Annotated in this window: 18 protein-coding genes and 1 pseudogene; 10 read left to right on the top strand and 9 right to left on the bottom strand. The window is 63.8% G+C overall.

Annotated features, from left to right (window positions below; translation table 11 throughout):
• Nucleotides 1-20 precede the first annotated feature (20 nt).
• Nucleotides 21-2,090: an NAD-dependent DNA ligase LigA gene (ligA, locus tag VHB27_RS23505; protein ID WP_325605200.1), complete on the top strand. Its 2,070-nt coding sequence runs from the start codon at nucleotides 21-23 to the stop codon at nucleotides 2,088-2,090.
• 99 nt (nucleotides 2,091-2,189) lie between these two features.
• On the opposite strand, the gene thiD is transcribed toward ligA, so the two are convergent.
• From thiD to folP, 3 genes are all read right to left on the bottom strand, one after another.
• Nucleotides 2,190-3,017, bottom strand: coding sequence for a bifunctional hydroxymethylpyrimidine kinase/phosphomethylpyrimidine kinase (gene thiD, locus VHB27_RS23500; protein ID WP_325605198.1), 828 nt, complete (start codon nucleotides 3,015-3,017; stop codon nucleotides 2,190-2,192).
• Entirely contained in the window at nucleotides 3,014-4,411 is a 1,398-nt protein-coding gene (gene glmM / locus VHB27_RS23495; RefSeq protein ID WP_325605195.1) for a phosphoglucosamine mutase, read from the bottom strand. The genes thiD and glmM overlap by 4 nt, the downstream gene beginning before the upstream one ends.
• 70 nt (nucleotides 4,412-4,481) lie before the next feature.
• Entirely contained in the window at nucleotides 4,482-5,369 is an 888-nt protein-coding gene (gene folP, locus VHB27_RS23490; RefSeq protein WP_325605193.1) for a dihydropteroate synthase, read from the bottom strand.
• Nucleotides 5,370-5,616: 247 nt separating this feature from the next.
• Here folP and VHB27_RS23485 point away from each other — a divergent pair, with 247 nt between their 5' ends.
• From VHB27_RS23485 to VHB27_RS23470, 4 genes are all read left to right on the top strand, one after another.
• Complete coding sequence (locus tag VHB27_RS23485; RefSeq protein ID WP_325605191.1) at nucleotides 5,617-6,198, top strand: hypothetical protein; 582 nt, start codon at nucleotides 5,617-5,619, stop codon at nucleotides 6,196-6,198.
• On the top strand, nucleotides 6,198-8,144 hold the full coding sequence (locus tag VHB27_RS23480; RefSeq protein ID WP_325605189.1) for a PrkA family serine protein kinase: 1,947 nt from the start codon (nucleotides 6,198-6,200) through the stop codon (nucleotides 8,142-8,144). The genes VHB27_RS23485 and VHB27_RS23480 overlap by 1 nt, the downstream gene beginning before the upstream one ends.
• A gap of 81 nt (nucleotides 8,145-8,225) precedes the next feature.
• On the top strand, nucleotides 8,226-9,530 hold the full coding sequence (locus VHB27_RS23475; RefSeq protein ID WP_325605187.1) for a YeaH/YhbH family protein: 1,305 nt from the start codon (nucleotides 8,226-8,228) through the stop codon (nucleotides 9,528-9,530).
• Nucleotides 9,527-11,116 (top strand): SpoVR family protein, encoded by a 1,590-nt coding sequence (locus VHB27_RS23470; protein ID WP_325605185.1) that lies wholly within the window; start codon nucleotides 9,527-9,529, stop codon nucleotides 11,114-11,116. The genes VHB27_RS23475 and VHB27_RS23470 overlap by 4 nt, the downstream gene beginning before the upstream one ends.
• Before the next feature lie 55 nt (nucleotides 11,117-11,171).
• On the opposite strand, the gene rutD is transcribed toward VHB27_RS23470, so the two are convergent.
• From rutD to VHB27_RS23445, 5 genes are all read right to left on the bottom strand, one after another.
• Entirely contained in the window at nucleotides 11,172-11,939 is a 768-nt protein-coding gene (rutD, locus tag VHB27_RS23465) for a pyrimidine utilization protein D (protein WP_325605183.1), read from the bottom strand.
• Nucleotide 11,940: 1 nt separating this feature from the next.
• Nucleotides 11,941-12,330 carry a pyrimidine utilization protein C gene (gene rutC, locus VHB27_RS23460; protein WP_325605181.1) on the bottom strand — a complete coding sequence of 130 codons (390 nt, stop codon included), beginning with the start codon at nucleotides 12,328-12,330 and terminating at the stop codon, nucleotides 11,941-11,943.
• A gap of 3 nt (nucleotides 12,331-12,333) precedes the next feature.
• Complete coding sequence (gene rutB / locus VHB27_RS23455; protein WP_325605179.1) at nucleotides 12,334-13,083, bottom strand: pyrimidine utilization protein B; 750 nt, start codon at nucleotides 13,081-13,083, stop codon at nucleotides 12,334-12,336.
• A complete protein-coding gene (gene rutA, locus VHB27_RS23450) occupies nucleotides 13,080-14,159 on the bottom strand; it encodes a pyrimidine utilization protein A (protein ID WP_325605177.1) in 1,080 nt (359 codons plus the stop codon). The genes rutB and rutA overlap by 4 nt, the downstream gene beginning before the upstream one ends.
• Before the next feature lie 74 nt (nucleotides 14,160-14,233).
• Nucleotides 14,234-15,013 carry a transporter substrate-binding domain-containing protein gene (locus VHB27_RS23445; RefSeq protein ID WP_325605175.1) on the bottom strand — a complete coding sequence of 260 codons (780 nt, stop codon included), beginning with the start codon at nucleotides 15,011-15,013 and terminating at the stop codon, nucleotides 14,234-14,236.
• 128 nt (nucleotides 15,014-15,141) lie between these two features.
• On the opposite strand from VHB27_RS23445, the gene VHB27_RS23440 reads away from it, so the two are divergent.
• From VHB27_RS23440 to hemC, 3 genes and pseudogenes are all read left to right on the top strand, one after another.
• Complete coding sequence (locus VHB27_RS23440) at nucleotides 15,142-17,775, top strand: M16 family metallopeptidase (protein ID WP_325605254.1); 2,634 nt, start codon at nucleotides 15,142-15,144, stop codon at nucleotides 17,773-17,775.
• An 18-nt stretch (nucleotides 17,776-17,793) separates the two neighbouring features.
• Nucleotides 17,794-18,345 carry a cob(I)yrinic acid a,c-diamide adenosyltransferase gene (locus VHB27_RS23435; RefSeq protein ID WP_325605173.1) on the top strand — a complete coding sequence of 184 codons (552 nt, stop codon included), beginning with the start codon at nucleotides 17,794-17,796 and terminating at the stop codon, nucleotides 18,343-18,345.
• 42 nt (nucleotides 18,346-18,387) lie between these two features.
• A pseudogene (gene hemC, locus VHB27_RS23430) lies at nucleotides 18,388-19,287 on the top strand (hydroxymethylbilane synthase); the annotation flags it as partial.
• Between the two features lie 147 nt (nucleotides 19,288-19,434).
• On the opposite strand, the gene VHB27_RS23425 reads toward hemC, so the two are convergent.
• Nucleotides 19,435-20,688, bottom strand: a complete 1,254-nt coding sequence (locus VHB27_RS23425; RefSeq protein WP_325605171.1) for an ABC transporter substrate-binding protein — start codon at nucleotides 20,686-20,688, stop codon at nucleotides 19,435-19,437.
• 132 nt (nucleotides 20,689-20,820) lie between these two features.
• On the opposite strand from VHB27_RS23425, the gene VHB27_RS23420 reads away from it, so the two are divergent.
• Together VHB27_RS23420 and VHB27_RS23415 are read left to right on the top strand one after the other, a co-directional pair.
• Nucleotides 20,821-22,167 carry a paraquat-inducible protein A gene (locus VHB27_RS23420; protein ID WP_325605169.1) on the top strand — a complete coding sequence of 449 codons (1,347 nt, stop codon included), beginning with the start codon at nucleotides 20,821-20,823 and terminating at the stop codon, nucleotides 22,165-22,167.
• Nucleotides 22,164-23,906 (top strand): intermembrane transport protein PqiB, encoded by a 1,743-nt coding sequence (locus tag VHB27_RS23415; RefSeq protein WP_325605167.1) that lies wholly within the window; start codon nucleotides 22,164-22,166, stop codon nucleotides 23,904-23,906. Before VHB27_RS23420 ends, VHB27_RS23415 begins: the two co-directional genes overlap by 4 nt.
• The last annotated feature ends 1 nt before the right edge of the window (nucleotide 23,907 follow it).

The following is a 23,907-nucleotide window of genomic DNA, read 5'->3' as shown; positions in this document are numbered from 1 at the left end:
CCTCTCCGAAATGGCTTGGCATGACCGATATCCCACCTGATCAGCTGACTGAGGCGGAAGCCGAGGCGGAGCTCGCCCGGCTGGCGCGGGAGATCGCGCACCACGACGCCGCCTATCACACCCATGACGCGCCGGAGATTTCCGACGCCGAATATGATGCGCTGCGGCGGCGCAATTCCGCGATCGAGGCGCGATTTCCCGCCCTGATCCGCCCCGACTCGCCCTCCAACAGGGTCGGCGGCGCACCGGAATCGGGGTTCGCCAAGCTGCGTCATCGCGTGCCGATGCTGTCGCTCGACAACGCTTTCGATGCCGCCGAATTCGGGGAATTCTGCGCTCGGGCCAAACGGTTCCTCGGGCGCACCGAACCGCTGGCGTTTGTGGCAGAGCCGAAAATCGACGGGCTGTCGATCAGCCTGACCTATGAGAACGGCCGCTTCGTCCGCGGTGCCACGCGCGGCGACGGGACCGAGGGCGAGGACGTTTCCGCCAACCTCCGGACGTTGAAGTCCATCCCCGACCGCTTGCATGGCCACGCCCCGGCGCTGATCGAAATCCGTGGTGAGGTCTTCATGACCAAGGCGGACTTCCTCGCGCTGAACGAATCCCAGGCCGCCGCCGGCGCCAAAGTGTTTGCCAATCCCCGGAACGCAGCCGCCGGTAGCTTGCGCCAGCTCGACGTCCGCATCACCGCCGGCCGGCCGTTGTCGCTGTTCGCCTATGCGCAGGGGGAGAGCAGCGAGCCGGTGGCGGAGACCCATTGGGGTTACCTGGAACGGCTGCGCGATTGGGGCTTCACGGTCAATCCGCTATCCGCGCGGCTGGATTCCGAGGACGCGGCCGAGGGGTTCCAGGCGGATATCGGCCTCAAGCGCGCCGGCCTGCCATACGACATCGACGGGGTCGTCTATAAGATCAACGACCTGGGCCTGCAGCGGCGCCTCGGGTTCGTCGGCCGAGCACCACGTTGGGCGATTGCCTGGAAGTTCCCGGCAGAGCGGGCGACGACGACATTGCGGGAGATCCGCATTCAGGTCGGCCGTACCGGTGCCCTGACCCCGGTTGCGGAACTGGAGCCGGTGAATGTTGGCGGCGTTCTCGTCTCCCGCGCGACTCTCCATAATGAGGACGAGATCGCCCGCAAGGACATCCGCGTCGGCGACACGGTGGTGCTGCAGCGGGCCGGGGACGTGATCCCACAGATCGTCTCGGTCGTCCTCGATCGCCGGCCTGCCGATGCCAAGCCGTTCGTGTTCCCCGATATTTGCCCCGCCTGCGGCAGCCACGCGGTCCGCCCACCGGGCGAAGTCGTGCGCCGGTGCACCGGCGGCTTGATCTGCACCGCACAACTGGTGGAGCGGCTGATCCATTTCGTCTCCCGCCCCGCATTCGACATCGACGGTTTGGGCGAGAAGACGATCCAGGAATTCTACGAGGAGGGCTGGCTGCACGGTCCTGCCGACATCTTCAAGCTGCCGGAGCGTGAAGCGGCGATCGCTGAGCGCGAGGGCTGGGGCAAGCAATCCGCCCACAACCTGACCCGAGCGATCGAGGCCAGGCGGACGATTCCGCTGGCGCGCTTCATCTACGCGTTGGGAATAAGGCGGATCGGCGCGACCAACGCCAGGCTGCTTGCCCGGCACTACGGCAGTTTCGCCAATTGGCGCAAGCAGATGCTGGCAGCGGTCACCGTCGGATCGGATGAACGGTTGGAGCTGGGCAGCATCACCGGCATCGGCCCGACGATCGCCGAGGAACTGGTCGATTTCTTCGCCGAACCCCGGAACGTCGCCACGCTGAAAGCACTGGCCGACGAACTGAGGACAATCGAGGACGAGGCACCGGCCGATACGGGCGACAGTCCCGTGGCCGGGAAAGTCGTCGTCTTCACCGGCACCCTGGAAACCATGACCCGGCCCGAGGCCAAAGCTCGGGCTGAGGCACTCGGGGCGAAGGTGACGGATTCGGTGTCGAAGAAAACCGATTTCGTTGTCGTCGGGGCAGATGCCGGGTCCAAGGCCCGAAAGGCGGCGGAGCTAGGGGTGCGGACGATGACGGAGCAGGAATGGCGGGCGCTGATCGGGGAGTAGGCATGGGCGGTCCCGGTAAGTCATTACCGCAATGGGATACGGAACGATCTCGTCATTGGCGAACCGGCGCCGGTGCCATGTTTCCATCGATCTCGACGATTACGAAACGAACCCGCCTAGGTCGGCCCGATCGACATCCACCGTGACCCCATGGCCGAGCGGCCCGTGCCCCGCGCCGAAGCCGGGGGCGGCGGCGATGGCGGCGCGGACATAGGCGCGGGCGCGTAGTACCGACCGGCGAAGGTCCTGCCCCTGCGCAAGGCCGGCGGCGATCGCTGAAGCGGTGGTGCAGCCGGTGCCGTGGGTATGGCGTGTCGCGATCCGATCGGCGGAGAACCTCTCGACCGAAGTTGCCGTAGCCAGGACATCGGTCACGGTATCCGACTCCAGATGCCCACCCTTCAACAGCACCGCTTGAGCCCCGAGGTGCCGCAGGGCAGCGGCAGCCGACTCCATGTCTTCGACGGACTTCATCGGCAGCCCGGTCAGCGCCGCTGCTTCCGGCAGGTTGGGCGTGACCACGGATGCCATCGGCAGCAGGCGCTGCGTCAGGGCTTCAACCGCCGACTCCGCCAACAGCGCATGGCCGCCTTTCGCCACCATCACCGGATCCAGCACCACGGGCACGCCAGGCGCCAGGTCACGCAGCGCGTCGGCAACCGCGGCGATGGTCGCAACGTCGCCCAGCATGCCGATCTTGATGCAGTCGGCGCCCAGGTCGTCCATGACGACTTCGATCTGGCGGCGGATGAAATCCGGTGGAATCGGCAGCAGGCCGTGGACGCCCAGCGTGTTCTGTGCGGTCAGGGCGGTGATGGCGGTCATCGCGAAGCCGCCCAGGGCGGTCACCGTCTTGATGTCGGCCTGGATTCCGGCGCCGCCGCCCGAATCGGAGCCGGCGACGATCAGGACCCTGCCCTTCGTCATGAGACGGTCTCGGCCGAAGTGCGATCAACCTTTGCCGTTTCGGCGCGGGTCGCCTCGGCGATGACCTCGCACAGGGTGTCGACCACGGAGGCGACCAGATCGGCATCCTCGCCCTCGGCCATGACGCGGACCAGGGGTTCAGTGCCGCTCTCGCGGATCAGTACGCGTCCGGCACCCCCCAGCCTGGTCTCGGCAGCCCGGATGGCGGCCTGCACCGATGAGGCCATCAACGGCGATGCGCCGGTGAAACGGACATTCTTCAGCCGCTGCGGAAGGCGGCGGAAGACCTGCAGCACCTCGGAGGCCGGGCGGTTGCGCTGCACCAGCACGGTCAGCACCTGCAGAGCGGCCAGCAAGCCGTCACCGGTGGTGGCGAAATCCGACAGGATCACATGGCCGGACTGTTCGCCGCCGACATTGATGCCGATGGCGCGCATGTGCTCCGCGACGTAGCGGTCGCCCACCTTCGTCCGGTGCAGCGTCAGCCCCATGCTGGCCAAGTGGCGCTCCAGCCCCAGGTTCGACATCACCGTCGCCACCACGCCGCCTCCGCGAAGCTGGCCGGCCCTGTGCCAGGTGCTGGCGATCAGCGCGAGAATCTGGTCACCGTCCACGATCTCGCCGTTCTCGTCGGCCAGGATCAGCCGGTCGGCGTCACCGTCCAGCGCGATCCCCAGGTGCGCGCCGTGTTCGGCGACCCGGGCGCAAAGATAGTCCGGTTCGGTCGACCCGCAGCCCTTGTTGATGTTGAACCCGTCCGGCGCCGTGCCGACCGCGATGACGGTGGCGCCAAGTTCCCACAGGACGGTCGGGGCGACCTTGTAGGCCGCGCCGTTGGCGCAATCGAGCACGATTCGCAACCCATCCAGTCGCAGGCCGCGGGGGAAGCTGGCTTTTGCCGCCTCGATATACCGCCCTGCCGCGTCATCCAGCCGCGATGCTCGGCCCAGTGCGTGAGGTTCGGCGAGGCGCTCCCCGAAATCACTGGCCATCAGGGCCTCGATCTCGAGTTCCATTTCATCGGAGAGCTTGGCGCCATCGGGGCCGAACAGCTTGATTCCGTTGTCCTCGAATGGGTTGTGCGACGCCGAGATCATCACGCCCAGATCGGCTCGCAGAGAGCGTGTCAGCATCGCCACGGCCGGGGTCGGCAGCGGGCCCAACAGAGTGACGTCCATCCCGGCGCCGATAAAGCCGGCGGTCAGAGCGGGCTCGATCATGTAGCCGGACAGGCGTGTATCCTTCCCGATCGCCACCTTGTGACGATGTGCGCCACGCGTGAACAGTAAGCCCGCGGCCTGACCCAGGCGCAACGCGGTTCCCGCCGTCATGGGCTCCGAATTCGCCTTGCCCCGGATCCCGTCCGTGCCGAACAGCCGCCGCGTCTTGCTCATCCGTCATCCCATCTCGTGCGGAGCGCACAGTTACGATCTTTCCCACCGGTTGGGGACCCGGGACCGTGCCTCATTCGCACAGGGTCTGCCACACACGAATTGCTTGAACGGTCTCGGCCACGTCGTGCACGCGCAGGATGGCGGCACCGCGAGCGATGGCGAACAGACCGGCGGCCAACGATCCGCCCAGGCGCCGGCCCGGTTCCGACTGCCGCGACAGGCGCCCGATGAAGGACTTGCGCGACACGCCGACCAGCAGCGGTCGGCCCAGGTCAGCCAGGGCCGGCAGTCCGCGCAGCATCGCCAGAGAGTGCGGCGCCAGCTTGGCGAATCCGATTCCCGGATCGAGCACGATCTGCTCCGGCCGGATTCCGGCAGCGACGGCGGCTTCCAAGGTTGCCGCCAGTTCGTCGCGTACCTCGGCCGGGACGTCGCGATACACGGCAAGGTCGTTCATCGTATCCGGCGTGCCGCGCATGTGCATCAGAACGACCGGGCAATCCAGGGTCGCGACGACCTCGGCCGCGGCTGCATCATACGCGAGACCGGAGACGTCGTTGACGATGCGCGCGCCTGCGTCGATCGCCGCACGCATCGTGGCGGCGTTGCGGGTGTCGATGGACAGGACCAGGCCGTGCGCCGCCAAGGCCTTTATGACGGGCAGGACGCGGTGCTGCTCCTCGGCCGGGGTCACCGGGGCGGCCCCGGGACGGGTGCTTTCGCCGCCGACGTCAATGATGTCGGCGCCGTCTCCCGCCATGCGAAGGCCGGCCTCGATGGCGGCTTGGGGGGAGGCGAATCGACCCCCGTCGCTGAAGCTGTCAGGCGTCAGATTCAGAATCCCCATCACGCGGGGCCGGTCGAGTGTCAGGCCTGCCCACAACGCCGATTCCTTGGCCGGCCGGTCCGCCCTATCCTTGAGTTCCAGGTCAGAGGCCGGGTCGAGCAGACCGGTCATCACCATTTGATTCCCCTGCCGAATTTCTTGCCGCGCCGTGACGAAGCACGTGCCTGCCGTTTCGGCAAATATTGCTCATGCCTATATCATACAAAGATTCTCGACCATGAGGCGGGTCGAGCGATGTAAAGTTTGCAACGGTGGGAGTCGAAGAGTCGGAGGTGTTAACCAAATCTTAGAGAACATCATCGTATTCTGTGGACTTCCGGGGGCCGAAAATCGGCGCCCGCCCGGCTCGGAGGGTTGCATGGCGCACCTGGCAGCCAGACCGCTCGCCGCGATGACGGCGTTGCGCGCTGATACCGACTTTCCCGCGCAAGTGGCGCGGCTGTCGGACAGCGGATTCGGCCCTGTGAACTTCTTCGCCGTGCTTCAGAATTTTCTTGAAAAGGCCAACATCGGCTTTCACTATCTTGTGATGGGTTCAGGCGATGCTGTTTTGACGGCAAGAAACCGACCACCGACCATTGATCGCAAATCACGGAACAGCCTCGACATCCGTTCCGAGCGGTCCATGTGCCTTTCTGCCGTGGACGGCACCACCCGTCGCTGTGCGACAATCGGTGACGACGGTCGCGGTGCGACCCTTGCGCTCAAGGCGGATCGCCGCGCGGGCGCACGGACGATCTTCCAAGATGATGGCTTCATTGAACTTGCGATGATAGGAAAACCCTCAATCAAAAACGCTCTGAACCAGCGCTTCGGCGAAAACATTCACGCGAAATCCCAGCAATCTGCCGCGATAGCACCCATCTTGCATATTCCTGATGGCGACTGGGGCGAGCGAAACGATCGCGGCACCACCCCCAACGAACGGAGCGGCCGATAATGGATACGGTCGAAGACATTTTTTCCGCCTATGCGCGTGGCTTCGAAGCCAACCGCGAAGCCGAGATGTCCCTGGCGGAATACCTGGAAGCGTGCCGCAAGGACCCGATGGCCTATGCGACCGCGACCGAACGCCTGCTGGCCGCGATCGGCGAGCCGGAGATGGTGGACACGTCGAAAGATGCGCGCTTGGGCCGCATCTTCATGAACCGCACCATTCGGGTCTATCCGGCATTCAACGAATTCTACGGCATGGAAGAGACGATCGAGCGGATCGTCGGTTTCCTGCGCCACGCGGCCCAGGGGCTCGAGGAACGCAAGCAGATCATGTACCTGCTCGGACCGGTCGGCGGCGGCAAGTCGTCGCTGGCGGAGCGGCTGAAGGCGTTGATGGAGACCTATCCCATCTATGTGCTGAAGGCCGGACGCGAACTGTCGCCAGTGTTCGAGTCGCCGTTGGGGCTGTTCGATCCCGATCGCATGGGCGACATGCTGGAGGATCGTTACGGCATCCCCCGCCGTCGCTTGACCGGGCTGATGTCGCCCTGGTGCATCAAACGCCTGGATGAGTTCAGCGGCGACATCTCCCAATTCCGCGTGCAGAAGCTGATGCCGTCGCGGCTGCGGCAGATCGCAGTGGCGAAGACCGAACCGGGCGATGAGAACAACCAAGACATCTCCTCGCTGGTCGGCAAGGTTGACATCCGCAAGCTGGAACTGCATGCGCAGAACGATCCGGACGCCTACAGCTATTCCGGCGGGCTGAATCGCGCGAACCAGGGCATGCTCGAGTTCGTCGAGATGTTCAAGGCGCCGATCAAGATGCTGCACCCGTTGCTGACCGCGACGCGGGAGGGCAATTACATCGGCACCGAAAACATCGGTGCGATCCCGTTCAACGGCATCATCATGGCGCACTCCAACGAATCGGAGTGGCAGTCCTTCAAGAACAACAAGAACAACGAGGCCTTCATCGATCGCATCTACGTGATCAAGGTCCCGTACTGCCTGCGCGTCACCGAGGAGCAGAAGATCTACGAAAAGCTCGTCGCGAGATCGGAGCTGGGGTCCGCCCCGTGCGCGCCGGCGACGCTGGAGATGCTGGCCCGGTTCAGCGTCCTGACGCGGCTGAAGCGGCATGAGAACTCGACGCTGTTCGCCAAGATGCGCGTCTATGACGGCGAAAGCCTGAAAGAGACCGATCCGCGTGCTCGGTCCCTGCAGGAATACAAGGACACCGCGGGTGTCGAGGAAGGCATGGACGGCGCGTCCACTCGCTTCGCCTTCAAGGTGCTGGCGGCGACGTTCAACCACGACACGACCGAGATCGCGGCCGATCCGGTCCACCTGATGTATGTGCTGGAACAAGCGATCCGTCGCGAGCAGATGCCGCAGGATACCGAGAAGCGCTACCTGGAGTTCATCAAAGGTGAGTTGGCCCCGCGTTACGCGGAGTTTATCGGCAACGAAATCCAAAAGGCCTATCTGGAGTCCTACCACGACTACGGCCAGAACCTGTTCGACCGCTACGTCTCCTATGCCGATGCCTGGATCGAAGACATCGACTTCAAGGACGCCGATACCGGGCAATTGATGAACCGGGAGCTGCTGAACCAGGAGCTGACCAAGGTCGAGAAGCCGGCCGGTATCGCCAACCCCAAGGATTTCCGGAACGAGGTGGTGAAGTTCTGTCTGCGGGCGCGCGCCAACAACAACGGCAAGAACCCGTCCTGGACCAGCTACGAGAAGATCCGCGACGTCATCGAACGCCGGATGTTCAGCCAGGTGGAGGAATTGCTGCCCGTCATCAGCTTCGGTTCGAAGAAGGACAGTGAGACCGAAAAGAAACACACGGAGTTCGTTGATCGCATGGAGGCTCGTGGCTACACGGAACGTCAGGTCCGGCGGCTTGTTGAGTGGTATATGCGTGTGAAGCAGGCGGGTTAACATCCGCCTGGAAATGACCAGGGTGTCCGAGTCGCGCCTTCAGGCGGCCGGACGCCGACCTGAAAGGTAACCAGGCACGCTATGCACATAGTCGATCGCCGCCTGAACCCGAGCGGGAAGAACCTCGCGAACCGCCAGCGGTTCATGCGCCGCGCGAAGGCGCAGATCCGCAAAGCGGTGCATGAGTCGGCCGGCAACCGCAGCATCAAGGACGCAGATGAGGGCGGTGAAGTCGTCCTGCCGGCCCAGGGCGTTCACGAACCGTCCTTCCACCGCAGTGGATCGGGCGGCATCCGCGACCATCTCTTGCCGGGCAACAAGGAATATGTCGCCGGGGACACGATCCCGCGCCCGCCCCAGGGCGGCGGCGGATCGGGGTCGGAAGGCAGCCCGGACGGGGAAGGCGAGGATGATTTCCGCTTCGCCCTGTCGCGGGACGAGTTCGTCGACCTCTTCCTGGAAGACCTGGAGCTGCCGGACCTGGCAAAGCGCCGCGTGGTGAACGCGGAGGCCATGGTCTACCACCGAGCGGGCTACTCGGTGACGGGGTCGCCGGCCAACCTGGCGCTGAACCGGACGGTCCGGAACTCCCTGTCGCGCCGGATCGCGCTGCGCCGGCCGAAGGCCGAGGAGCTTGAGGCGCTGCTGGAAGAGATCGAGCGACTGAAGGCGGACGGGACGGACGAAGCCCGTGTCGTCGCGCTGGAGGAGGAATACGCGCGCAAGAAGCGGCGCACCGGGCTGATCCCGTACATCGACCCGTTGGACGTCCGCTACAAGCGCTTCGATCCCCAGCCTAAGCCGGTCGCGCAAGCGGTGATGTTCTGCTTGATGGACGTCTCAGGTTCGATGACCGAACACATGAAGGACCTGGCGAAGCGGTTCTATGTGTTGCTGTACATCTTCCTGAAGCGCCGGTACAAGAACGTTGACGTGGTGTTCATCCGCCACACGCACCAGGCGTCCGAGGTGGATGAGGACACGTTCTTTAACAGCCCGGAGACCGGCGGCACCGTCGTGTCCACTGCGCTGGAGGAGATGCAGCGCGTGATGGACGAACGCTACAGCCCCGACAACTGGAACATCTATGCTGCCCAGGCGTCGGACGGGGACAACACCGCCAGCGACAACGACAAGACGGCCAGCCTGCTGACCAAGATCATCCTGCCGGCTTGCCAGTACTACGCCTATCTGGAAGTCGGCCGGGATTCCGAGCATTTCCCGCCAGGCTTCATCCGCCGCGACAGCGACCTGTGGCAGACCTATTCCAGCATCATCCGTGCGGGCGCGCCGATGGCGATGCGCAAGGTCGGCCACCGCCGGGACATCTACCCCGTGTTCCGTGAGCTGTTCGCCAAAAAAGTGGGTTCCGAGGCTGCCGCATGAACAGTTCCCTGATTCCCGATATGGGCGCACCCCTGGTGCGCGCCGAACGCCCCTTGTTCGAAGGGGCCGACTGGGAGTTCGGCACCATCCAGCGCTGCCATGACGAGATCGCCAGGATCGCGCATGACGAAATGGGCCTAGACGTCTACCCCAACCAGATCGAGGTCATCGGCACCGAACAGATGCTGGACGCGTACTCCTCGATCGGCATGCCGTTGTTCTATAAGCACTGGTCCTTCGGCAAACATTTTGCCCGCAACGAGGCGATGTATCGCGCCGGCATGCAGGGGCTAGCGTACGAGATCGTCATCAACTCCAACCCGTGCATCAGCTACATCATGGAGGAAAATACCGCCACGATGCAGACGCTGGTGATCGCGCACGCGGCGTTCGGGCATAATCATTTCTTCAAGAACAACTATCTGTTCCAGCAGTGGACCGATGCGAACGGCATTCTGGACTACCTGGAGTTCGCGCGCGATTACATCATGCAGTGCGAGGAACGCTACGGCGAGGCGAATGTCGAGCGCCTGCTGGACGCCGCGCACGCGTTGATGAACCAGGCAGTACACCGCTATCCCCGCCGCCGCGCCACCGACCTGCGATCGGAGGAGAAGCGGGAACGCGAACGGCGCGAGCATGACGAGAAGGTGTTCAACGACCTGTGGCGCACCGTCCCCGGCAAGGAAAACGTCCGTCACGACCCGACCGCCGAAGAGCGCCGCCGCGCCCTCTTGCAGCTTCCGCAGGAAAACATCCTGTATTTCATGGAGAAGACCGCTCCGCGCCTCGCCCCCTGGCAGCGCGAGGTGCTGCGCATCGTGCGGATCATCGCGCAGTATTTCTATCCTCAGTCGCAGACCAAAGTGATGAACGAGGGCTGCGCGACATATTGCCACTACAAGATCATGAACAGGCTGCACGAAAAGGGGCTGCTGACCGACGGTTCTATGGTCGAGTTCCTGACGTCCCATACCAACGTCGTGTTCCAGCCGCATTTCGATGACCGCCGCTACTCCGGCATCAACCCCTATGCGCTGGGGTTTGCGATGATGCAGGACATCGAGCGGATCTGCACCGAACCCACCGCCGAGGACCAGCAATGGTTCCCGCACATTGCCGGCAACGGCGACCCGATGGGCACGCTGCGCGATGTCTGGGCGAACTACCGCGACGAGAGCTTCATCCTGCAGTTCCTCAGCCCTAAGCTGGTGCGGCATTTCGGGTTGTTCCACGTCATGGACGACTCGAACGAACCGAACCTGCGGGTCGAGGCCATCCACGACGAGCGGGGCTATCGCAAGATCAAGCAGGCACTCGCGCGGCACTACGATGTGTCATGGACGGCACCAGACATCCAGGTGGTCGACGTCAACCTCGCCGGTGACCGGCGGCTGATCCTGCATCACCATGCCCTGAACCGCATCCTGCTGGACGAGAAAGATGCCCGGATGGTGTTGCAGCACCTGGCCGATCTCTGGGGCTACGACGTGCTGATGAAAGAGGTCGATCCGGGGACGGACTCCGTGCTGAAGGAACACAGCGCGTCGCCGCGTCCGGGGATCGTGCAGGTCGAGCCGCAGTAAGGGGCAGGTTCTCATCGTGGGTGACTGGTTTGCCGGTCGTCCACGATCTTGCCGGCTACCTTCCCAAAAACGCCAGCAACGCCGCGTCGAAACCGTCCGCGTCCGTCACGTTGCAGGCATGGCCACCTCGTTCGAACAATACCAGTTCCCCGTTCGGCAGCGCCTCTGCCAGCGCGACCGAGCATCCGCTTGGCACCAGCATGTCGTCCCGCGCGGCGATGACGCAGGTGGGATGCGGGATCTGCCCCACCTGATCTGACAGATCGAACGCCTCGATTGCGCCGATTCGGCGCAATACGCTTTCGGCGCCAGGAAAATGGGTGACGCCGGCGGCGTCCTGCTCCGCCAGCCATGCTGTGCGCGACGCCATCCAATCGGGCGGATACAGGAAAAGTGGCTGGGCGGCGACATAAGCGGTGGTGCCGGAGTTCAGCAGCAGGTTCTTGCGGGCGGCGAAGCAGCGCAGCGTGTGAGGATGGGTCTTGGCCCAGGCGTTGACCAGCACCATCCGGTCCAGCAGCGTCGGGCGCATCACTGCGAGCTGAAGCCCGATCAGCCCGCCCAGGGCGTGGCCGACGAAATGGCAGCGCTCGATACCCAGGTTATCCAGCAGCGACGCGACATCCGCCGCCATATCGGCCATCGCGTACCCGTCCGGCAATTCGGCGGGGCTGCGGCCGGTGCCGGATTGGTCATAGGTGATGACGCGAAACCTGGCGGCGAGGGTTGGAAGGTTGGGGATCCAGTACTGGGCTGCGCCTCCCAGGCCCGACGACAGCAGGACCGTCGGGCGGTTATCTGCGCCGTGGATCTCATAATGCACGCTATTTCTTGCCGACATGCGCGATGGTTGCGATCTCAACCAGCGCGTCGGGCTTCACCAGACCGCATTGGATGCAATAGCGCGCCGGTTTGTCGCCGGGGAAATACTCGGCGTAGACCTTGTTGATGGCAGCGTAGTTGGCCCAATCGGTCAGGAAGATGTGGTTGAAGGTCACGTCCTCCATCGTGCCGCCTGCCGTCTCGATCACCGATTTGATCGTCTCCAGCACGGACCGGGTCTGAGCGGAAGCGTCGCCGACATGGATGACATTGTTGTCCTTGTCGAACGCCAGCGTGCCGGAGACATAGACGATCCCGTCCGCCAGCGTGCCGGGCGAGAACGGGGCGATCGGCGTCGTGGTGCCGGGTGGCAGGACGATGGTCTTGGGCATGAGCTACTCCTTCTCGCCGCGGGGCGCGTGACCGGCTGGCATCTGACCGATGGCGCCGCAGAAATCAGCCGTCGTGGACACCCAGCCGAAGAACTTTTCGATGTTGAACAGCGCCGCCTGCTTCACGAAGTCGGGACCGGCGTGGTGCACCGCGTCCTCCAGCATCACGCAGAAATACTCCAGGTGGAAAGCGTCGCGCAGGCTGCTCTCGACGCAGACATTCGTCGCGACACCGGTGAAGATCAGGTTGCGGATGCCACGGGCGCGCAGCAGGCTGTCGATATTGGTGTTGAAGAAACCGGAATAGCGCGGCTTCGGCACGACGATGTCGCCGTCCTGGGGCGTCAGCTCGTCGACGATCGCGTAATCCCAGGTCCCCTTGGCCAGCAGCGTCCCCGCCAGCTCCGGCCGGGCGCGCATCGTCTTCAGCGCATTGGATTTATGATAGTTTGGGGAGCCCGGGGTACCAGCCTCTCTGTAATCCTTGTCCCATCCGTTCTGGAAGAAGATCACGGTCAGCCCGGCTGCGCGTGCTGCTTCCAGCACCGTCTTGGTGCGAGAGATCGCCAATGGCGCGCCCGAGACGTCGAAGCCCGCGATGTCGATATACCCGCCCTTCGAGGCATAGGCATTCTGCATGTCGACGACGATCACCGCAGTCTCGGACGGCTTCAGGCGGATGGGTTCCGGCCGGGCGGGCAGGGTGACGGCGTCGCTGTCGATGGCGATATAGCCGGTATGGACGGTCGTCATACGGTCTCCAGAGCGTGTTGGCGGGATTTCATCAACGGCTGGATGCGGGCGCCGAAGTCCCGTGTGCCTTTGACGAAGTCATCGAAAGTCAGCAGCACGCCGTCGCAGCCGGGGATGGTGTCGATCTCGTCCAGCAGGCGCGCGACGGTGGCGTAGGAGCCGACGATGGTGCCCATGTTGATGTTCACGACCGAAACCGGGTCGACCATCTGCCGGACATTCGTGTCGTCACCCGATTTGTTGTCTGCGGCGGATTGCTCGACCAGCCAGGCCACGGCTTCCTGGTCCGTGCCGGCCTTGTAGTACTCCCACTTCGTGCGGGCGGCTTCGTCGGTTTCGTCAGCGATCACCATGAACAGCGCATAGGCACGTACGTCGCGGCCGGCCCTGGCCGTCGCCTGCTGCAGCTTTGCCACAGTCGGCGCGAAGGCGGTCGGGGTGTTGACTCCCTTGCCGAAGCAGAAATTGAAGTCGGCATATTGGGCCGAGAACGCCATGCCGGCATCGGATTGGCCAGCACAGATGATTTTCATCTCGGCCTGCGGACGGGGGCTCAGGCGGCAATCGTTCATGGTGAAGAACCGGCCTTTGAAGTCGGATTTCCCCGTCTCCCATAGCTCCCGCAGGATCTGGATGTATTCGGCGACGTATTCGTAGCGGTGGGCGAAGTATTCGTCGCCGGGCCAGAGCCCCATCTGGGAATATTCCGGCTTCTGCCAGCCGGTGATGAGGTTGAGACCGAAGCGCCCGCCGGAGATGGAGTCGATCGTGGAGGCCATCCGCGCCGCGATCGCCGGTGGAATGACCAGCGTGGCGCAGGTGGCGAAGATCTTGATCCGCTTCGTCACCGCCGCGAGGCCTGCCATCAGCGTGAACGATTCCAGGTTATGGTCCCAGAACTCCGTCTCGCCCCCGAAACCGCGCAGCTTGATCATCGAGAGGACGAAATCCAGCCCGTATTCCTCGGCGATCAGCGTCACCTCCTTATTGAGGGCGAAGCTCGGGTGGTATTGCGGAGAATTGGTGGAAATCAGCCATCCGTTGTTGCCGATCGGGATGAAGACACCGATTTTCATGCGACCTCGCCTGCTGTCACCCATCAGGGTGAAGCAAGATCGGGGCCGGGTGCCGAGCGAGCAGGGGCTGATCGTCAGTTCCCAAGATAAGTCGCCAGCAACCGCCCCCATGTTCCATTCCCGACGCTGGTATGGAGCCACTGATCGACATACAGCTTCCAGGCGGTATCCCGCGGCAGCAAATAGCCCAGTTCCCCGAAATCGAACGGCTGGTCGGGATGGATCGCACACAGTTCGGGATGCAGCTTCTGCTGCAGCTTGGTCTCCACCGCGTCGGTGATCATCACGTCGGCATGCCCTGCCGCCAGCTCATCGAAGATATGGCTGTTGTCCGGGAACACGACGATCTGAGCCTGTTTCAGATGCTCCCTGTCGAAGCGTTCGTTGGTGCCGCCCGGATTGACGATGACCTTGACGCCGGGTCTGTCGATCTCGGCCAGCGTGGCGAAATGGTCTTTGTCGGTACAGCGGGCGATCGGCGCCTTCCCCACCCGCATCACGGGGTCTGAGAAGAACGCGACCCGCTGCCGTGCCAGGGTGATGGAGATGCCGCCCATCCCCACGTCGAACTTCCCGGCCTGAAGGTCCGGTAGCAGCGTACCCCAGGTGGTCGGCACGATCTCCAGCTTCGCCCCCAGCGAGTCAGCCAGGTTCTTCGCCATGTCCACATCCAGGCCGCTATAGGACCCGGACGCGTCCCGCTGGGAGAACGGACGATAGTCGCCGGTCAGGCCAACCCGCAGGACGCCGGTTTTCACGATCTCGTCCAGGCGGGTTTGGGACGCCGCCGGATCAGCCAGCCCCGCGCCCATCAGCGCCGGCAGCAGCGACAGCAAAAGGACGAGCCAACGCATTCGGTTTCGAGCCTCCCACATCTCCCCCAGACTATGTCATCGTCTCGACCGATGCCATGCGGCGTCGTTGCACGGACCGGCGTCTGCTCCTACATCAGCCGCCGAAACGCGGGGGCAGTGGCTTGAACGTGCATCGATGGGTTGGAACGGCGTTCATCCTGCTGCTGGCGGCCATGGCGCCCTGTCGAGCCGACAGTGTGCTGCGTGCCATTTTGGCCAACGGGATGAAGGTCGTGATTGTCCCCGATCATCTCGCGCCGGTCGTGACGACCGAGATGAACTACCTTGTTGGCTCCAACGACGCTCCGCCTGGCTTTCCTGGTACCGCCCACGCGCTGGAGCACATGATGTTCCGCGGCAGCGAGGGTCTGGACCGAGATCAGCTTGCCCTGACCGGCGCGTTGCTGGGCGGCGACTACAATGCCGACACCACTGAGGCGGTCACGCAATACACCTACACTGTGCCCGCCGCCGATCTGAACGTGCCGCTGAAGATCGAGGCACTCCGCATGCACGGCCTGAGGTTAAGCCAGGCGGATTGGGAGCAGGAACGTGGCGCGATCGAGCAGGAAGTGGCCCGCGATCTGTCCAACCCGTTCTACCTCTTCCTGACCCAGGCCCAGTCGATCCTGTTCCAGGGAACCCCCTATCAGCACGACGCCCTGGGCACGCGGGAATCCTTCGACAAGACAGATGCGGCGCGGCTGAGGCGATTCTACGACACTTGGTACTATCCCAATAACGCGATCCTGGTGATCACCGGCGATGTCGATCCTCAGGCGGTGCTGGCCCAGGTGCGTGGCGATTTCGATGCGATTCCTGCGCACGAATTGCCTGGGCACGCCGCGATCTTCGTACAGCCGGTGCAGGCGCGGACGCTGAACCTGCCGACCGATTTTCCCGTCGGGCTGATTGCGCTCGCCTACCGCATGCCGGGGCTCAGGAGTGCCGATTACGCCGCCGCGGACCTCCTGGGCGATGTCCTGGGCAGCGAGCGGGGATCGCTTTATGCGCTGGTGCCGGCGGGGAAGGCGTTGGCGGCGCAGTTCTCCTATCAGGCCAAGCCGGATGTCGGCTATGGCTTGGCGATCGCCGCGTTCCCGGCCGGCCAGGATCCGGCCCCACTGCTGGCACGCGTGCGGGGGGTCATCGCCGGTATCGTGCACGACGGCGTGCCCCCCGAACTGGTGGAGGCCGCCAAGCGGTTGGAGGTGGCGCAGATCGGCTTCCAGGCGAACAGTATCTCGGGCCTCGCCACGAATTGGTCCGATACGCTGGCGTTCCGGAACATGGCGTCACCCGAAGACGTCATCAAAGCCTATCAATCCGTCACCGTCGCCGACGTGAACCGCCTTGCTCGGCAACTGCTCGATCCAGACCACGTCGTGACCGCGATCCTGACCCCCCGCCAATCCGGGACGATGCCCAGCAAGTCAGGCTTCGGCGGCGCTGAGTCCTTTGCCAGCGCACCGGACCATCCGGTAATCCTGCCGCCTTGGGTCGAGACGGCGTTGGCCACGCCGCATATTCCAAATTCGGGTCAACCGCCGTCAGTTCAGACGCTCCCGAATGGGATCAGGCTGATCGTCCAGCCGGAGCATGTCAGCAACACCGTATCGCTGTTCGGCCGTGTCCGGATGGTGCCGGACATGCAGCAACCCGCCGGAAAGGACGGCGTCTCGGCGCTGATGCGGCAGCTCTTCAGTTACGGTACCACGAAACACGATCGCCTGGCGTTCCAGGCGGCGACCGATGACATCGCGGCGTTCCTTGATGCTGGCCCGAACTTCTCACTGCAAGTGCTGACGCCTGAATTCGAGAGGGGTGTCGCGCTGCTGGCCGAGAACGTATTGCACCCGGCGTTCCCGCAATCGGCGTTTGATGTCGTACGCAAGCAATTGGCCGACAGCGTCGCCGGCCAGCTTCGCTCGCCCGACTACCAGTACCGCCTGGCGATCGAGAAAGCGATCCTGCCGGCCGGCGATCCGGCGCTGCGGCAAGTGACTCCGACCAGCGTAAACGCGGTCACCCTGCCGGATGTGCGCAAATATTTCACGGACACGATGCGGCCGGACCGGACCACGATCGTGGTGATCGGCGACATCACGCCCGATGCGGCCAAGCGGGTCATCCAGGCGAATTTCGGTAGTTGGACGGCCAGGGATCCGAAGCCGACGATCGACCTGCCGCCGATAGGGCCAAGCAGGCCGTCCGAATTGCGGGTCCAGGACCCGAGCGACCAGCAGGACAGCGTGACATTGGCCGAGACGACGTCCCTGCCCATCACCAACCCGGAACGCTACGATCTGCTGCTGGGCAACACGATCCTGAGCAGCGGGTTCTCGTCACGTCTGTATCGCGACCTGCGTATCCGCACCGGCTATGTCTACTCCATCGACAGCAGCTTCGACTGGTCGCGCACGCGTGGCGATTATTCGGTATCGTTCGGCGCCGATCCCCAGAACATCGACAAGGCCCGGGCGTTGGTGCTGAGTAACCTCAAGCGGATGCAGACCGAGGCCGTCAGCGACTCCGAATTGGCCCGCGCGAAGGCGGAGCTGCTGCGGCAGCTGACGATGTCGCGGGCGAGCGTGCGCGCAATCGCGGCGCAATACCTGCGGATCACCGACTTGGATTTGCCGATGGACGCGGCGGACCGGGCGGCGAAGGCGTATGCCGAGATGACGGCGGACGCGGTGCGACAGGCCTTCGCGAAATGGGTCCGCCCCGATGACCTGGCGACGGTGGTCAAGGGACCGTAGCGACGGCCGGAGGTAAGGATGGTTCGTATCAACCGCGTGACGACAAAGACCGGCGACACCGGCACCACCGCCCTGGGCGACGGCTCCCGCCTGTCGAAAGACGACGATCGGATCGAGGCGCTGGGGGCGGTTGACGAAGCGAATGCCTGTATTGGCGTTTTGCGCTTGCACACGCGCCACGATAACGAGGCCGATGCGACGCTGGCGCGCATCCAGAACGACCTGTTCGATGTCGGCGCCGATCTTTGCATGCCCAAGGGCAAGGCGCGGCTGCGTGTCACCGATGCCGCGATCGCGCGACTGGAGCACGAAGTCGCGTCGATGAACGCCGAACTGCCGCCACTGACCAGCTTCGTGTTGCCTGGCGGCGGTGCGGCCGGAGCTTATGCACACCTCGCGCGGACCGTTGTGCGGAAGGCAGAGCGGGCGGTGGTGAAAGCCGACGGCGCAGGGTCCGCCGTGCAGCGGTACCTCAATCGGCTATCGGACCACCTGTTCGTGCTGGCGCGGCGGCTGAATGCCGACGGCGATGAGGTCCTGTGGGTACCGGGCGCCCATCAAGGTTCCTGACGTCCGCGGTACGGACATGCTACATCCCTCGTCATGAACACTGTTCGCGCCGGCACGCGTGGTTCCCCGCTTGCGATGATCCAGACTAAGGACTTCCTCAGCCAACTCGGCCATGGAGAGACGGTGATCATCTCCACCACGGGTGATGCCGTGCAAGACCGCCCGCTCGCCGCGATCGGTGGCAAAGGGTTGTTCGCGAAGGAAATCCACGAGGCGCTGTTGGACGGTCGGATCGACTGTGCCGTGCACAGCCTTAAGGACCTGGAAACGGAACTGCCGCCGGGGATCGTCCTTGGCTGCGTGCTGCGACGCGCCGATCCGCGTGACGTGCTGATCCTGCCCAAGCCTGTCGATGTTGGGAACGACCCGCTGGCGGTGCTGCCGCGCGGCGCGGTCGTCGGCACGTCATCGGTGCGGCGGCAGGCGCAGTTGCTGCACCGGCGGCCGGACCTGACGGTGACTTCGATCCGCGGCAACGTGCAGACGCGGTTGCGCAAGCTGCGGGAGGGTGCATGCGACGCAACGCTGTTGGCGCTGGCCGGGCTGGACCGGCTGGAGATGCATCTGCCGGAAGCGATGACGTTGGAGCCGGAGATCATGCTACCGGCCGCGGCGCAGGGCATCATCGGTATCACGGCGCGAAGTGGGGACGCCGACCTGCTCGCCGCGATGGCCAAGATCGAGGATCGTGCGGCCCGCATCGCCGCAACGGCGGAGCGTGCGGTGCTGGCCATGCTGGACGGATCCTGCCGCACGCCGATTGGCGCTTATGCCCGGCTGGAGGCGGATAGGGAGATGAGCCTGACCGGCCTCGTCGCTCGGGTGGACGGCAGCTTCCTGCTACGACGGACGGTGACGGGCGCCCCGGCCGACGCCGCCCGGCTCGGCGAGGAACTGGGCCGGAGCCTGCGGGCAGACTCCCCGGCCGACCTGTTCGGCTGAAGGCAAGGGACACAAACGTTCTCGTCAGAACCTGTCCCGGCCATCCACGATTTCGGCGATGTCTACAGGCTGAGGTCGTGGATGGTCGGCCCCGGGGCCGACCATGGACAGGTAAGGATCACGACCGATGCCTCGTCGGCCAATCCGCTAAGAACTGGTCCCCTCGATCACGTCTCCGAACCGGACCCATGTCTTGCCATCCCATTTCTGCAACTGCATCGCGCGGATCGGATGGTAATTCGTGGGTGACGTGCTGACGGTGATGCCAGGCAACAGGATCGGGTCGTACACATCATGCAGGTGCGTTGCCTGCTTCATGATGTTCTCGCGTGAAAAATCCCCATCGCAGGCCTTCAACGTGTGCAGCATCACCATGCTGACGCCATATGCGAAGGCATAGTTCGCGTCCGTCGTATCGGCGCCCGGCATGTATTTGGTCATGAAGGCGCGCCACTCGTTCATTCCTTTGTCGTCCTTGAATGCCGGGTCTGTCGGATCCTTCATATAGCCGGTGGTGATGATCCCGACGCTGTTCTCGGCCCCTGCCGGCGCGATGACAGAGCCGACGGAAATCGAAACATTCGTCAGGAAGAACATCGGATGCCAGTCGAGATCATGAACGCGCTTGATGGCCTGCGCGGCGAATTTCGGCGTAGCCGCCACCAGCAGCACGTTAGCGCCCGAGGCCTTCAACGTCGCGAGCTGGCTGTCCACCGTCGGGTCGGTGGTTTCGTAGCTGGCTTCGGCGACAACGATCTTGCCATATTTGTCCTTCAGCACATCCTTGACGCCAGCCGGATAGTCTTTCCCGAAATCATCGTTCTGATACAAGATCGCCATCTTGGCGTCCGGCTTCTGCTGCAGCATGTATTTCGTATAAATCTGCGCCTCGGTGCGGTAGGACGGCTGATAGCCCATCGTATAGGGGAAATGCTTGTAATCGCCCCATTTGTCGGCGCCGGTGGAAATGAACAAATGTGGTACCTTTTTCAGGTTCACGTATTTCTGAATGGCCGAATTGGTTGGTGTGCCCAGTGTGTTGAACAGCAGGGCGACGTGATCCTCTTCGATCAACTTGCGGACCATCTCTACCGTCTTCGGCGGGCTGTAACCATCGTCGTAGGAAATGAAATTGATCTTATGACCGGCCACGCCACCCTGGTCGTTGACCATCTTGAAGAATGCTGCTTCCGTCTTCGCGATCACGCCGTAAGCCGAGGCTGGACCGCTATATGCGTCGGTGTTGCCGATTTTGATCTCGGTTGCCGTCACGCCCGGCAAATCCTCCGCCATGGCAGTGCCGACACCCAACGCGACCAGGCCAGCCAGCACTGCACCATGCAGCAGCCTTGAAGCCATCTCGTTTCCTCCCTTGTTTTTTGTCTGATCGCTATCTGGCACGATCCGCAGACCGAACGGAAGCTGTGTTACACATGAGATTTTTTGCCGCGGTGCGGCGAAGCCCCCTCGCCTTCGCTCCCTGTCGTGCTACCTGAGGAGGATGCAACCGCCACGCAGCCAACGGTCCGCCTGATGGCCACGGATCGTCAGGAGGCTGAGGCGCCGACGTCCATGACGGCGCCGAAGCTGTTCGAATGCCCCGATTGCGGGCAGATGCAGATTCTCCCCGCCATGGCGCCGCGGTCCCGAGCGGTGTGCCTGCGATGCGACAAGGTGCTGCGCCATACGCGTCGGGACTCGATCGGCGTCTGCACCGCACTCAACCTTGCAGCCGTGGTGTTGTTCGCTATTGCCGGCACGCTGACGATGATGTCTGTCAGCACCGCCGGGCAGATGCGAACGGCAAGCCTGATCACTGGCCCAGAGCAGCTTGAGCAGTACGGCATCTGGGAATTGTCCGTGGTCGTGTTGGTCACGACTTTCGCCGCGCCACTGGCCAGGACGTTGTGCATGCTGTTCGTGCTGCTGGGCCTGCATATGCACCGCCCACGGCCGGTGCTGCGGCTGGCCTTCAGTTGGGTGGAGCACCTGCGCCCCTGGTCGATGATCGAGATCTACATGTTGGGCCTGTTCGTCGCGTATGTCCGCCTGAGCGATATGGCGCGGATTGAATTGGGACCGGCCGTCTTCGCCTTGATCGGCCTGATGGTGATCCTGATCGCCGCCGACGTCGCGTTGGATGACCAGGCGATCTGGGAGGCGATGGAGCCCCCCAACCGCCGCGATCGTATTCAAGCGCGGACAGCGGCGATCGCCCGCATGTCTGAAACAGCCCACCGTTTCCGCATCGGCTGCGACACCTGTGGCCTGGTGAGCCGTTCGGCGCCGGGAATGCATTGTCCGGGTTGTGGCTATCGACTGCGGGTGCGGAAGAACCGCTCGCTGGAGCACACTCTGGCCTTTTCCCTGGCGGCCGCGGCCCTCTACATTCCCGCGAACACCTACCCGGTGCTTACGATCGTCCAACTAGGGGTCGGCCAGCCAAGCACGATTCTGGGCGGGGTGCAGGAGCTGGTGGCGGCGGGGGAGTGGCCATTGGCGCTGCTAGTCTTCTTCGCAAGCATCGCAGTCCCGGTCCTGAAGCTGATCGGACTGGCGATCCTGCTGATCTCGACCCGCACGGGCTCCATCTGGCGGCTGCACGACCGCACGGTCCTCTATCGCATCGTCGACGCAATCGGTCGCTGGTCGATGATCGACATCTTCATGGAGTCGATCCTTGTGGGGCTGGTCCAGTTCGGCAAGATTGTCACCGTCTATCCGGGACCTGGCGCAATCGCCTTTTCCGCCGTCGTGATCCTTACCATGCTCGCCGCGCGGAGCTTCGATCCGCGGTTGATGTGGGACGCCCTGCCGCACGAGACCACCGACCATGCAGCCGTCGAGCAGGCCGCGACGCCGATTGAGGCGGGCGCATGAGCGGTCAGGCCGGACCGAACGCTCCGGGCCCCTCGCAGCCAAGCTCCTCGCCGCCGGGGACGCCGCCGCAGGCTGTGATCCGCTCCCATATCGAGCATAAGCGACGCATTTCCTGGATTTGGGCGATCCCTGTGGTGACGCTGATCATCGGCGGCTGGCTGGCCTGGAAGACCCTCAGCGACCGTGGCCCGCTGATCACCATCACGTTCCAAAGCGCCGAGGGACTGACCGTCAATCAGTCACATGTCCGCCACAAGGAGGTGGACATGGGCATCGTTACCAAGATCGAGCTGGCCAAGGACCTGAAGCACGTCGTCGTCACCGTCCGGATGAACAAGGAAGCTGAACCGCTGTTGACCGACAAGGCGCAGTTCTGGGTGGTGCGCCCGCGCTTTTTCGCCGGGAACATCAGCGGCTTAACCACCTTGTTCTCCGGATCGTATATCGACTTGCTGCCGTCGGGTGAGGGGGGGGAACCGCGGCGATCCTTCACCGGTTTGGAAGAGCCTCCGGTACTTCAGTCGGACGTTCCGGGTCGGACGTTCCTGTTTTCCGCGCAGCGGATCGGTTCGCTGAACCTCGGGTCGCCAATCATGTACCGGGATTTCGTGGTGGGTGAGATCCTGGGCTGGGACATCGGCAAGATGGCACGGGAACTGACCATCCATGCCTTCATCCGGGCGCCCTTCGATCAATATGTCCACGATGACTCGCGATTCTTCAACGTCTCGGGGGCGAGCCTGAAGCTGACCGGCAATGGATTGCAGTTCCAGGTCGAATCGCTGCGCGCCATCCTGTTCGGCGGTGTCGCCTTCGATACGCCTGCCGACAGCAACAAGCCCGAAAGCGCCCCCAATCACCAGTTCGTCCTGTATCCGAACCGCGATGCCGCGGATGCCTCGGTGTACAAGCAGTCGGTCCCGTTCGTCAGCAACTTCATGGGGTCGGTCGCTGGCCTGGATGCCGGCGCGCCGGTGACGCTGCACGGCCTTAAGATCGGGGAAGTCGAAAACCTGGGCTTGGTATACGACCCGAAGACCGACAACGTGATCGTGCCCGTGCATTTCAAGCTGGAGCCGGAGCGGATCGCCATGCTGCACCTGCCGACCGACGGCGCGCTGGATGAGAAAATGAGCCAACTTGTCCAGCGCGGCCTGCGGGTCAAGCTGGAGAGCGGCAATATCCTGACCGGCTCCAAGCAACTCGCCATGGATATCTTTCCGGATGCTCCGCCCGCGAGGCTGGAGAAGGAAGGAAACGATTACGTCATGCCGGTGATCGATGACGGCGGTGGCGGCGACGTGATGACGGAAGCCAGCGCGCTACTGGGACGGCTGAATTCATTGCCGTTCGAGGCGATCGGCCAGAACCTCAACCACCTGTTGGCCGGTGCGAGCTCGGTCGTCAACGACAAGCAGATCCCCGAGGCGATCACCAGTCTGCGCACGACGCTCGCGAGCGTCCAGGCGTTGGTGGCGAACCTCAACAAAGGGGTCACGCCGGCGACCCAACGGCTGCCGGCCATCGCCGAGGGGCTGCAGGACGCGGTCAATCGCACCAACAAGCTCGTGGCTTCGCTAGACAACGGCTACGGCGGCGACTCGCGGTTCAGCCGCGACGTCAGGCGGCTGATGTCGCAACTGTCCGATGCGGCGCAGTCGCTGCGTGTCCTCGCCGACCTGCTGACCCGGCATCCGGAGGCATTGATCCGTGGTCGGACCGACCGGGAGTCGCCCTGAG

Source organism: Rhodopila sp., from assembly GCF_035548235.1.
Lineage (GTDB): Bacteria > Pseudomonadota > Alphaproteobacteria > Acetobacterales > Acetobacteraceae > Rhodopila.
Note: the sequence above shows the minus strand (reverse complement) of the source record. Positions and strands in the feature narration are given on the sequence as shown.

Excerpts from the sequence above, each read along its gene's own strand:
- ligA (WP_325605200.1), top strand. The coding sequence starts at position 21 with ATGACCGATATCCCACCTGATCAGCTGACTGAGGCGGAAGCCGAGGCG.
- thiD (WP_325605198.1), bottom strand. The coding sequence starts at position 3,017 with ATGACGAAGGGCAGGGTCCTGATCGTCGCCGGCTCCGATTCGGGCGGC.
- glmM (WP_325605195.1), bottom strand. The coding sequence starts at position 4,411 with ATGAGCAAGACGCGGCGGCTGTTCGGCACGGACGGGATCCGGGGCAAG.
- folP (WP_325605193.1), bottom strand. The coding sequence starts at position 5,369 with ATGACCGGTCTGCTCGACCCGGCCTCTGACCTGGAACTCAAGGATAGG.
- VHB27_RS23485 (WP_325605191.1), top strand. The coding sequence starts at position 5,617 with ATGGCGCACCTGGCAGCCAGACCGCTCGCCGCGATGACGGCGTTGCGC.
- VHB27_RS23480 (WP_325605189.1), top strand. The coding sequence starts at position 6,198 with ATGGATACGGTCGAAGACATTTTTTCCGCCTATGCGCGTGGCTTCGAA.
- VHB27_RS23475 (WP_325605187.1), top strand. The coding sequence starts at position 8,226 with ATGCACATAGTCGATCGCCGCCTGAACCCGAGCGGGAAGAACCTCGCG.
- VHB27_RS23470 (WP_325605185.1), top strand. The coding sequence starts at position 9,527 with ATGAACAGTTCCCTGATTCCCGATATGGGCGCACCCCTGGTGCGCGCC.
- rutC (WP_325605181.1), bottom strand. The coding sequence starts at position 12,330 with ATGCCCAAGACCATCGTCCTGCCACCCGGCACCACGACGCCGATCGCC.
- rutB (WP_325605179.1), bottom strand. The coding sequence starts at position 13,083 with ATGACGACCGTCCATACCGGCTATATCGCCATCGACAGCGACGCCGTC.
- rutA (WP_325605177.1), bottom strand. The coding sequence starts at position 14,159 with ATGAAAATCGGTGTCTTCATCCCGATCGGCAACAACGGATGGCTGATT.
- VHB27_RS23445 (WP_325605175.1), bottom strand. The coding sequence starts at position 15,013 with ATGCGTTGGCTCGTCCTTTTGCTGTCGCTGCTGCCGGCGCTGATGGGC.
- VHB27_RS23435 (WP_325605173.1), top strand. The coding sequence starts at position 17,794 with ATGGTTCGTATCAACCGCGTGACGACAAAGACCGGCGACACCGGCACC.
- VHB27_RS23420 (WP_325605169.1), top strand. The coding sequence starts at position 20,821 with ATGGCCACGGATCGTCAGGAGGCTGAGGCGCCGACGTCCATGACGGCG.
- VHB27_RS23415 (WP_325605167.1), top strand. The coding sequence starts at position 22,164 with ATGAGCGGTCAGGCCGGACCGAACGCTCCGGGCCCCTCGCAGCCAAGC.